Source organism: Streptomyces sp. NPDC029139 (genome assembly GCF_055564335.1).
In genome coordinates this window covers 337,745-348,882 of the sequence record NZ_JBVHWN010000003.1, presented here as the reverse complement: position 1 = coordinate 348,882, position 11,138 = coordinate 337,745, and the positions used below count along the sequence as shown (strand labels likewise).

General features: G+C 64.6%; 6 protein-coding genes. 4 read left to right on the top strand and 2 right to left on the bottom strand.

Annotated features, from left to right (window positions below; all coding sequences use genetic code 11):
• Positions 1 to 19: 19 nt before the first annotated feature.
• Positions 20 to 826, bottom strand: a complete 807-nt coding sequence (locus ACZ4VW_RS09490; RefSeq protein ID WP_467960237.1) for a Hachiman antiphage defense system protein HamA — start codon at positions 824 to 826, stop codon at positions 20 to 22.
• Positions 827 to 1,040: 214 nt separating this feature from the next.
• On the opposite strand from ACZ4VW_RS09490, the gene ACZ4VW_RS09485 reads away from it, so the two are divergent.
• From ACZ4VW_RS09485 to ACZ4VW_RS09470, 4 genes are all read left to right on the top strand, one after another.
• Positions 1,041 to 1,790, top strand: a complete 750-nt coding sequence (locus ACZ4VW_RS09485; RefSeq protein ID WP_467960235.1) for a transposase — start codon at positions 1,041 to 1,043, stop codon at positions 1,788 to 1,790.
• A 312-nt stretch (positions 1,791 to 2,102) separates the two neighbouring features.
• Positions 2,103 to 3,653 (top strand): type I restriction-modification system subunit M, encoded by a 1,551-nt coding sequence (locus ACZ4VW_RS09480; RefSeq protein ID WP_467960233.1) that lies wholly within the window; start codon positions 2,103 to 2,105, stop codon positions 3,651 to 3,653.
• Positions 3,646 to 4,932, top strand: a complete 1,287-nt coding sequence (locus ACZ4VW_RS09475; protein WP_467960231.1) for a restriction endonuclease subunit S — start codon at positions 3,646 to 3,648, stop codon at positions 4,930 to 4,932. Before ACZ4VW_RS09480 ends, ACZ4VW_RS09475 begins: the two co-directional genes overlap by 8 nt.
• Positions 4,933 to 4,935: 3 nt before the next feature.
• Positions 4,936 to 8,013: a type I restriction endonuclease subunit R gene (locus ACZ4VW_RS09470; RefSeq protein WP_467960229.1), complete on the top strand. Its 3,078-nt coding sequence runs from the start codon at positions 4,936 to 4,938 to the stop codon at positions 8,011 to 8,013.
• A gap of 143 nt (positions 8,014 to 8,156) precedes the next feature.
• Here the strand turns inward: ACZ4VW_RS09470 and ACZ4VW_RS09465 are convergent, their stop codons facing one another.
• On the bottom strand, positions 8,157 to 11,126 hold the full coding sequence (locus ACZ4VW_RS09465) for an RNaseH domain-containing protein (RefSeq protein WP_467960227.1): 2,970 nt from the start codon (positions 11,124 to 11,126) through the stop codon (positions 8,157 to 8,159).
• Between the last annotated feature and the right edge of the window lie 12 nt (positions 11,127 to 11,138).

Here is an 11,138-nt window from a genome sequence, read left to right as displayed (position 1 = left end):
ACGGTTCCGTCATCGTCCCTCACGCTGTTCCCGCCGTTCCGTTGTCTTTGCCGCTGGTGGTGGCGCTGGCGGGGGCGGTCTCGGCCGCGTCGTAGACCCTGCCGACGAACTCCTTGAGATCGTCGATCTTGACGACGGTCAGCTCGGTGCGCTGAGTCACCTTCGCGCCCAGTCCAGTCACGATGTCCTCTTTCCATGACTTGGCGTCGTGGACGAAGAGCATGTGCCGCTCCACATGGCGCGGCGCCCCCTCACGCAACAGAGCGCCGAGTCGGTGCGAGAGAAACGTATGGCCGCGGTCGTGGCAGCGCGCCATGAGGAAGGCGATGCTCTCATCCAACCTGCCCAGGACCTTCTCCAGGCTGTCGTACGCCTCGTTCCCCACCTTCCAGTCGCGGTAAGCACGGGTCTTCACCTCCGGCACGGCGATCGCCGGAGGGTCCTGCCGGAAGCGGAACGCCAGCACGTCCGTGCCCTGCACGGCCTGGGCCGGGGTCTGCTTGTAGCGCAGTTTCAGGACCGGGACGCACCATCGGCGCACCCTGCGGTAGAGGGCGCCGGTGATGATCTCCCCGAAGTCCCCGTGCCGGATCTTGCGGTCTGCAGGGAACTTGTTCTTCCGCAGGTAGCCGGCGACCTCCGGCGCTCCCAGGTCGTCGAAGACGTTGGCGAGCTCGCCGGGAGCCAGGTAGTTCCGCATCACCTCGCGGCCCAGCCGTTCGACAAGCTCATCGTCCTCGATCAGCCCGTCGTCGGCGAGCAGCTGGTACTCCAGCAGCCCGTCCGGCTGCTCCACGGTCTGCGGCCTGAGCCACTTGTCGAACACGCGCCTCTGTCCTCACCCCCGGTGCGCACCCGGTCGGCGGCACACCTCGGACCAAGGTTAGGTCAGTACGCGCTGGCCGGATCATTGAGCGTTTTCAGCGTGGCCCCTGATCGGGTGACGCCGGTCAGGTCGAGGTAAGGGGCCGCAACGCACAAGGCTCCCGTGCCGTTGGTGGAGGTGTTCGAAGTCTCAACACACCGGCACAGGAGCCCCGTTGGTTCCCTATCCTGCCGCACTCGACCTTCCGCATGCCCTCGTCGAGTGGGTCACGATGCTCATCGTCACCCGTGAGGGTGACCGCAGGTGCAAACTCCCGCCGCACCAGCGCGCGCTCATCGCTCTGGTGTACCTGCGCCGCCACGACACCCTGGCCCGGATCGCGGCCGGCTTCGGGATATCCATCGGCACCGCCCACGCCTACGTCACCGCCGTGACCGGTCTGCTCGCCGACCGCGCGCCGGGCCTGCTCAAGACGCTGCGCGAGCATGATCCGGAGTTCGTCCTCCTGGACGGCACTCTCGCCGAGTGCGACCGCGTAGGCGGCAGCCGGGCCGACTACTCGGCCAAGCACCGCCGGCACGGCGTGAACGTCCAGATCGTCACCGATCCTGCCGGTGAGGTGCTGTGGATCTCGCCCGCGCTGCCGGGCCGCACCCACGACCTGACCGCGGCCCGCACTCACCACATCATCCGGATCTGCGAGCGCCAGGGCGTCCCCATCCTCGCCGACCGCGCCTACCAGGGTGCCGGCCCCTGGGTCACCACCGGACTCGAACGCCCGCCAGGCGGCGAGCTCACCCTCACCCAGCGCACCGCCAACCGGGCCTTGGCCGCGGCAAGGGCACCGGTCGAACGCGGCATGGCACGGCTGAAGTCCTGGCAGATCTTCCGCAGATCCTGCATCAGCCCCAACCGCATGACCGTCATCACCAAAGCCGTCCTCACCCTGGAGCGGCAACGCTGAAAGTTCTCATTGAATGCAGCGGGTTTGGGAGGAGGGAAGCGGCCCGCACGCTGTCCCGGAGCCGGCTGGGCTTCCTGCACTGGAGCAGCGTGAAGATCATCAAGCGTGGACGATCAGCTGCTGGCCGCAGGCCTCGCTTGTCATAGCCGAGCGATATCGTTGGTGCGTCGCCCGCCCGGGGTAGTGCAACGCCCGCGCGGGCTCACACACGATGGGACACGCGGCACATTCCGAGCCTGGCATGTCGGTTACCCACCGTAACCTACGGCCTTCGGGTCGCCGCCCTTTGACGAGCAAGGACACCACCGACTGATGGCAGTGACCCAGCAGGAGATCGAGAACCGGCTGTGGGACGCCGCCGACGAGCTGCGCGTGGCGATGCCCGAAGCGCAGTACTCCTCGGTCGTCTTCCCGCTGATGTTCTGGAAGTACCTGTCGGACACGTGGGAGCACACCCACCAGATCTTCCTCAAGGAGAACGAGGGCCTCGGCCTCTCAGTTGAGGAAGCCGACGAGGTCGAGTACAGCAACTACCAGACGTTCAAGATCCCTTTCATCTTCCCTGGCACTGTCGCCGAGCGCCGCGCCTCTTGGTCATCCATGCTCGCCACCGTCGCCCAGCACGGCCTCGGCCAGCGGGTTCGCGCTTCTCTCCAGGCCATCGAGTCGGCGAACCCTGACAAGTTCTCCCGCATTTTCGGGTCCATGACCTGGACCTCCGAAGCGGTGCTGCCAGGGGAAGTGCTGGCGTCGGTCATGCGGGCCATGGATCGTTCCCCCAAGATGCACGAGGGCAACATGTCCCACGACGTGCTCGGCGGAGCGTACGAGTACCTGCTGAAGCGCTTCTCCGACGGGTCCGGCACGCGCGCCGGCCAGTTCTTCACCCCGCGTGAGGTCGTCGAGCTGATCATCGAACTACTGGCCCCCAAGAACAATGAGTCGGTGTACGACCCGACCTGCGGGTCTGGTGGCATGCTCATTGCCGCCGCGAGCCTTCTGAAGGCCCGTGGCGGTCGGGGGTACTCCCTCAGCCTGAACGGTCAGGAGGCGGTAACGGACACCGCAGGTGTGGCCCGCATGAACCTCTTCATGCACAACCTGACCGATTTCAAGGTCGAGGTCGGCGACACCCTGAGGGACCCGCGCTTCAAGAAGCCGGACGGGTCCGTGAAGCAGTTCGACGTGATTGTCGCCAATCCGCCCTACAGCCTGAAGTGGAAGCCCTGGACCAACGACCCGCGCGCCATCGGCGGAGTCGCCCCACAGTCGTCGGCGGACTGGGCCTTCGTACAGCACATGATCGCCAGCATGGACCCGAAGAAGGGCCGTGCCGGCGTCGTCCTGCCGCACGGCGTCCTCTTCCGGGGCGGCCAAGAAGCAGCCATCCGGAAGCGTGTCCTGAACGACAACCTCCTGGAAGCCGTGATCGGGCTGCCCGCGAACCTCTTCTACAACACGACGATTCCGACCTGCATCCTCGTATTCCGCGCCCCCGGCACCAAGACCCCGGAGCGGCAGGAAGGCGTGCTGTTCATCGACGCCTCCACGCGCTTCACCAAAGCCAAGAACCGCCACGTTCTCACTGATGTAGACATCACTGACATCGTGACCGCCTACCACTCGGGCCTCGACGGCGACGGAGGTGCCGGCCTCTCGACGCGTTTCGTCCCCACCACAGAGATCGTGGCGAACGGGTACGACCTCAACATCGGCCGCTACATTAAGCAGGCCGCCGCCGAGCAGGAGGACCTCGGCACCCTCATCGACGCCTACAACATCGCCCGCGCCGAGCGCCAGAAGACCGAGCAGCGCATGCTCGAGGTCCTCTCTGCCGCCGGGATCGAGGGCTTCGATGAGTGACTGGCAGCAGATCAGCCTCGGTGATCTGGAGACTCCCGTACGTCCCAAGGTAGCCGTTCCGTCGCAGGAATCGAAGATTTCGGCGAGTGCCGGCTATCCGCTTCGTTCGCTCGGGGAAGTAATGCACCTCGACATCGAACGCACACCGATGAAGCCTGCAACTACCTACCGCCTAGCTGGGGTCCTGAACGCAGGGAAGGGTGTTGTCGCAAAAGGAGAACTCGACGGCGGAGATACAGAGTACGCAGCGATGAACGTGCTGCGCACCGACCAGGTCGTAATGCGAAAATTGACGGCGTGGGAAGGGCCAATCGCTGTAGTACCTGCCGAGTTCGACGGATTCGTCGTCAGCAACGAATTTCCGACGTTTACACTTGGCCCAGATCTAATGCCCGACTGGATGAGGCACGTCTGTGGCTCACCGCGACTGTGGGCAGAGATGAAAAACCGAGTGAGCGGGACGGTTCAACGGCGCAAGCGTCTCAACCCAGAGCAGCTCTTGCAGATCCAACTGCCGATCCCACCCCGAAAGGTACAAGCTCGGATCGTTGAGATTCTCGATTCGGTCGATGACCAGATCACAGCACTCGACAAAGAAGCTAAGGCGCTGGACCGCGTATCAATGGCCGTTGCCGAGGAAATGCTCGCGGACGAACCAACCGTAGCTCTCGGGACGGTGCTCAATGACATTCGAGGTGGCAAGAGTCCCCAGGCGAACAATAGGCCCCCGGGCGCTGACGAGCTTGGCGTTTTGAAGGTCAGCGCGGTCACGCCCTTCGCGTTCCTTTCCGAAGAGTCCAAGAGCCTTCTACCTGGCACGCTAATGCCCGAGGCCGCTCTTGTTCAGCCGGGAGACGTACTCATCACGCGAGCGAACACGCCTTCGCGAGTCGGGGCCGTCGCACGAGTCCCTGCCGATGTTCGAGATGGCCTCTACCTTGCTGACAAGACTCTTCGACTGGTGCCATCATCAGAACTTGACCCGGACTTCCTCGTGGTAGCCATGGCTCTGAAGTCGGCCCGGACTCACCTCACGAGTTCGGCTACAGGAACCAGCGCCTCAATGGTCAACGTCAGCCAGGGTCGCATTCGTGACACACCCATCCCACTTACTAACCTGGACCGGCAGCGGGAGGTTTCTGCCGCCGTGTTGTCTGTCCGTGCGAATACCGATGCGGTACGCGCTGAGGTCGTCCGCCTCCGGAATGCACGTTCCAGCCTGCTCTCCAGCTTGCTGGATCGCACCATCGAGATTGAGTCTGTCGAACTGGGGGTCTAAGGCGTGGCGAAGGGCATTCGGGAGCGCGAGTTCCAGAACTTAATGATCCAATGGTCCTTGCCGATGGGCTGGAACTTCACAGCCGGCAGGTCGCTGCCGCGTGAGACGACGCAGACGGTGCTTGTCAGCCACCTGCGGGATGCCATCGTCCGGCTTAACCCTGAGGTGATCGGCGGGTTCGATCCGGACGCGTTGGTGGAGGAGATCGTCGCCACGGTCAACGCTGTCGAGGGCGGGCTGGTGCGAGCCAACGAGCAGGTGCTGCACCTGCTCCGCGGGCACAAGGAGTTCCGGGACGCCGATGGCGTGTGGCACGCCCTGAAGCTCGTCGACTTCGAGCGTCCCATCGACAACACTCTGGTCGTGTCGGACGAGGTGACCATAACCATCCCCGGCAAGACCCCCCGACGGTTCGACCTCGTCTACTGGGTCAACGGCCTGCCCCTCGTCGTCGCAGAGGTGAAGTCACCGACCGCGAAGGTTGGATGGGCCGGCGCCGCCCGCGAGATCAACGACGTGTACGCCACCGAGTACCCGTGGTTCTTCACCCCCAACGTCTTCGCCATCGCCTCCGACGGGCTGAAGCTGCGATTCGGTGCCGCCGGTGCCCCCCTGCATTTGTGGCAGCCGTTCCGGTCCACTGCCGACGATGAGACCCTCTCCGGGCAGGCTGACGTGCAACGCTCTGTCGAGCTGCTGCTCACCCCGGCCACGGTCCTGGACATGCTCGCCAACTTCACCCTCTTCGCCACCTCCGGGGGCGGCGCGGACAAGAAGTACCTGCCCCGCTATCCGCAGATGGAAGCCGCCCATCTGATCCACAAGCGGGTCCTGGCCGACGGTCAGAAGGGCCTGATCTGGCACCACCAAGGCAGCGGGAAGACCCTGCTGATGGTGTTCGCTGCCTCCCTGCTCTTGGCGGACGCTCGGACCGATTCGCCAACGATCATCCTGCTCTCGGACCGCACCCACCTCGTCCGGCAGACCTCTGGGGTATTTACCTCCGCGATGGGGAACGCCTACTTCCACCAGCCCGCCACCAGCAAGGAGCTGCGTTCCTTGCTGGCCGATGACGTACGCGGTGTTATCTCCACGACCGTCCACAAGTTCGCCGACGCCGGCAAGAACCTGTCGACCCGCCGCAACATCATCGTGCTGGTCGACGAGGCACACCGCACGCAGTCCTCCAAGGAGGAGTCTCTGGCCGGGCAGATGCGTGCAGCGTTGCCGCATGCGAAGTTCTTCGGCATGACCGGCACTCCGGTCAGGAACCTCGCCACCGACACCTTCGCCCTCTTCGGCGAGGAGACCGACCCGGGCAGGGTGCTGCACCGATACTCGGTGTCCCGATCCCTGCATGACGAGGCCACCGTCCCGGTGATGTTGGACCCGCACCCGGTCACCTTCGAGATGAACGACCAGGCGCTGCAGGCTGAGTTCGACCAGTTCGCCGACGAATTCGATCTCGACGACCCCGACCGTGAAACTCTGTCGCGCAAGTTCGGTCGCCTCACCTCGGTGTTCGCCAACCCCGAACGCATACACACGGTCTGCCAGGACATCGTGGACCACTACCTGGCCGGCGCCTACCGCAACGGCCTCAAGGCCCAGGTTGTCGCCTACAACCGTGAGCTTGCGGTGGCGTACACGGACAAGATCAACGAGCTGCTGGCCGGCTTCGAGGCGTCACAGGTGCTCGCCGAGGTCGGCAAGCATGACCGAATCACCGCCGAGGTGAACATCTCCGTCTCAGACTCCAAAGACGAAGATCCCGCCATGCGGCCGTACAAGCTCTCGGAGGTCGACGAGGAGGACCAGAAGCGGCGCTTCCTCACCCCGGACGATCCGCTGTGCTTCCTGGTGGTGACCGCGAAGCTGATGACGGGGTTCGACGCCCCCAACGAGGGCGTCCTCTACCTGGACAAGCCACTGAAGGCCCACAACCTGTTCCAGACGATCACCCGGCCGAACCGCACCTGGGTGTCCCCGACCGGGTTCGTGAAGACCTCCGGTGTGGTCGTGGACTACATCAGCCTGGCCGAGGAGGTCCAGCGGGCCGTTGCCGACCCCACGGCGGAGGGGGCCACCGGCAAGGGTGGGGGGTTCGTCACCGACGTGACCGACCTCATCGCCGAGTTCCGCACCACTTTCGCCCGTATCGAAGACCTGTTGGCGAACGTGGACGGCCTGGACCTCACGGTCCACGGCTACGAGTCGGTACGAGCCATCAATGTTTTCCTCGACGCCGACCCTGATGCCGCAGAGGTGTTCTCCAAGGACTACCGGCTCTTGGCCCGGCTGTACCCGCTCATCAACACCGACAAGCGGATCGCCAAGTACCAGGACGGTTTCGGGCTGTTCGGGTCCGCCTACACGACCCTGTTCAAGAAATCCTCCGACGAGGAGAGGAAGGAACGCCTGGGCGAGCTGGGACCGATGGTCCTGGAGATAATCAACGCCCACGTCCACTCCTTCTCTGTGGCCGCTTCCCAGGAGGAACCTCTCGTCCTCGACGCCCAGGGCATCACCATCCTCAAGGAGCTGCTGGCCCTCGTCCGCCCCAAGTCCGACAAAGACGACAGCGAGGACAAGAGGCCGCCCTCTGCAGCGGAGATCCTGGACCAGATCAAGGCCGCCCTCGAGAAGGGCGTCGAACCGGGGTCCGCTAAGTACACCGCCCTGGCAGAACGGATCAGGCAGCTGCGCGACCGGATCATCCAGAACGCCCAGGACGCCCTGGAGTTCCTGGCCGAAGCACTCCGAGTCGCCCGTGCCATCGTGAACGCCGAGAAGCACCCCGACGAAGCCGTCGTGCTGGATGATGACCACGTAGGTGTCCTGTCGCGGATCATCCACGACCACGCACCGACCGGCCTCACCGTCACCGAGCGGAACCTGGCCGAAGAGATTGACCAGGTGGTCAAGCGCACCCTCGCCCAGTCATGGGACAACGCCGAGGCCCGCAACCGAGGCGTCCGCCGTGCCACCGCCGCGGTCTTCCGCCGGTACATGTTGAAGCCGGTGGGGGAACCGTACGGCTCTACCGTTGCCTACATCGAAGCCCACTACCTCGTCGACTGACGAGCGCGGCGGGCCGGCAACCCCTCACGGTTGTCGGCCCTTAGCGTGCTCCTCGCATCGTGCTCTATCCCTGCGCCAGATACGACGGTCAGCTTGCACTTGAGTGCGGTGTGCAACCTTTCCACCAGGGTGTGGCTGCGGGGCTACTCGTCTGTGGCCTCGTCCCCCTGCTCCTCCGGCGGAGCTGACCGTCGGTACTGGGGGTGGTCGAGGTCAAGCTGCTTCGCGGCATGCAGGGGCACGGGGTACCGGGATCGATCCGACCAGGCGATGGTCTGGTGGCACAAGCGGGCGGTCGCCCGGGCGAGCATCGTCCGGTCGACTCCGTCGGCGACGCCGACCGGGTAGATCTCGGTTGCTGTGATGGCCCACCACGGGGACTTGAGCTCGTTCGTCTCCCGCTCGCCCTCCTCGCCTCCCCTGCCCGGATCGGCGTCCCAGCGGGTGATGCCCTTGCCCAAGTCTCCGCCCTTGGCCTGATAGTTGCGTGGGATGTTGAACAGGATCCAGAAGGGGTTGCCGAAGTCCACCTTGCCGCGGTGCAGTTTTGCCGAGGCGAACGTGATGGATTCCTTTTCGCTTTCCGGGTCGCTGTCGCGGGGGACGGGAACGTACTGAGGTACCTCGTCGGGGGCGACGTTCATCCGGATGACCGCGCTCGGCTTCCTACGCGGGGCGTTCCTGCCCTTGCCGTACCCCGGCAGCCAGGTACGAGGATCGGCGATGTCCTCCTCCCGGTAGCTCTGGTTCTCGTTGTGGAGCCCTGTCCACATCCTGCGGCAGGCGTGGCCGTCGACCATGACGACGTAGCCCATACCCGGCTCCAGCTCATCGCGGACGAGGCTGGCGAGAGCATCCTCGACCTGCGCTGCCGCCTCCGCCCAGCGTTCCTTGTCCGTCTCACCCTTGCCGTCGACGTGAAGGGCGTAGTCACTGGCATGGAAGGCAGCGATCGCCTCCCGGTAGGGCACCCATGCTCCGATGTGGGGAGTCCATGCGCGCATGGTCCAGGCGCCGCTCTCATCCTCCGGCGGGAACAATGCGGTGGCCACGATGATCCGCTTGGTGTGCTTGCCGTCCGGGGTCTTGGCCTGCCGGCGGGCATGGATGCCGCAGTACACGAGGTTGCCTGCCTCGTGTCCCTTCTTGTCCTTCGCGAGGGCCCGTGCGAGGCGTTGGTCGATGATGCCCAGCGACCGGTACAGGTCGAGGAGGGCCATGTAGGCGGCGTGATCCTTCCCAGGCTTCGGAGGGCTGATCTCTGTTGCGGGGTTTCCGAAGGCCCCCGGCTTCATCCCCTTGGTGAACTGACAGACGAGGCCGTTCTTGGCCAGGAGCCGGCGGACCTGAAACTTTCCGTCGTGGCGTTCCCTGCGCAGCAGGAAGGCGTTGCGCTTCTCCCCTTCCTTCCTTTTCAGAGCTGGGATCTCAGTCTCACACCACACGCCGACCACTACCTGGGGCTGGTCGCCCGCGAAGTCGTCCTCGAGGGATTTCAGCTCCGCGGCCCGGTTCACGTCGTCGCCATGGGACAGGAGGCGCTCGGCCTGGCGGAAGACCACGCTGATGCCAGGAGCAAGAGGAACCACGTCGCCTGGCTTCGGATCGCCGATGGGCGGGCCGTCTGGGAAGGCCAGGGACAGCGCGTTGATCATGCGCAGGCGGGTGCTCCAGCGGTACCACAGACATACGATCCGCAGATGCTCAAAGCCCTGGGCCTCCACGGAGGCGGTGATCTCTTCGGGCGGGGGGAAGCCGATGGTGTGCAAAAGCTCGCCGGCTTCGATGCGGCTTGCACGCTCCTGCGGGTCCATCTTGTTCTTGTCCGTGGGGCGCGGCTCGAAGGTCATCGGTTCAACCGCGAAATCGACCCAGCTGGCCTTCTCGCCTAGCACCTTGGAGACGTGTTCGGCGAGGAGACGAAGGTGGAGGGTTCCCGGCCCCGTGCCGACGGCGAAGTTGTCGTTCTTCGGCATGAGAGGGCGGAGCACGCCGGGATCCGGGGTGATGAAGGAGGGGAACTCTCCTTCCTTTGTGGCCTTCTCCAGAATGGCTCGTTCCTCCTCCAGACGAGTCTGCAGCGCTTGGAGGAGGCTGATGTCCATTTCGTCGCGCGCGAGCAGTTCGAGGGCGCGCTGGTTGACTGCTCGGACGCTGCCGCTTCGTACGAGCTCGGTGTGCAGGATGGGAAGTCCGTCGCTGCCCTGGTAGATGTGGGTGGACTTCGCGTGGACCATGTTGCTGTGGACCCGCGTGACATGGGCGTCGAGGAAGATGACGGGGTGGACGACGTTGGGCTCGGTCTTCATGACCACTGAGAGCCGCGACATCGCGTACTGGGCCATGGTGGCCTCGTTGACCTCGGTGGCGTCGTCACGGCGGTTGTACTTGCGGCCGAAGGGATGGTCCCAGGCAATGAGGCCGCCCTTGCTGTCGGGCAGATAGGTGACCTCTCTCTTGTTCGGGTTGGCCTTCCAACCGATCGTGCGGTTCTTGTAGACCTGTTCGCCGTCGCCGTCGAGCTTGGGGGAGCCGTCCTTCTCCTTGGCAGCGACTTGCTCGGTGATCGGGACGAGGTCGTAGACGGTGAATTTCTCCTCGGCAAGCTTCTTGGAGATCACCCAGGGGACGGCCACGTACATCCAGTCGGGGCACTTCGGCTGCCTGCCCGGTAGCGGCTTGAGGAAGCGTGCCATCTCGAACTCCTGCTCGGGTGTGTTCGCGATGGCGTCCGCTACGGGCGGCACGTCGAGGAGGATGGCCTGGTCGGTACTGAGTCCCTTGCTGTACCCGACGACGCACCGGAAGACGTGTCGCAGCGTGTCGTCGTCGATCTTCTCCAGCGAGACCAGGAAGTTCAGGTACCGGTCCAGGTGAACGTACCCGCCAGTCCTGAACTTCAGGTAAGTCACCGCCGTTGAGTACGGCAGGTTCTTCCTCTCGTCCGGGTGCTGCTGGCCCCTCTGCTCGCCGTTCCCGTCGTCCTTCACCTTCTCCCATTCATCCCTGACGCTGCGCGGGAAGATCCGTACATACACCTTCTGGCCCTCGACGAGCTCCGGGGTGCAGCGCAGGGTGAGAGTGCTCGGGAGAGTGGCGGTGTTGTCGCTCAATGCTGTGATCTC

Excerpts from the sequence above, each read along its gene's own strand:
- ACZ4VW_RS09475 (WP_467960231.1), top strand. The coding sequence starts at position 3,646 with ATGAGTGACTGGCAGCAGATCAGCCTCGGTGATCTGGAGACTCCCGTA.
- ACZ4VW_RS09480 (WP_467960233.1), top strand. The coding sequence starts at position 2,103 with ATGGCAGTGACCCAGCAGGAGATCGAGAACCGGCTGTGGGACGCCGCC.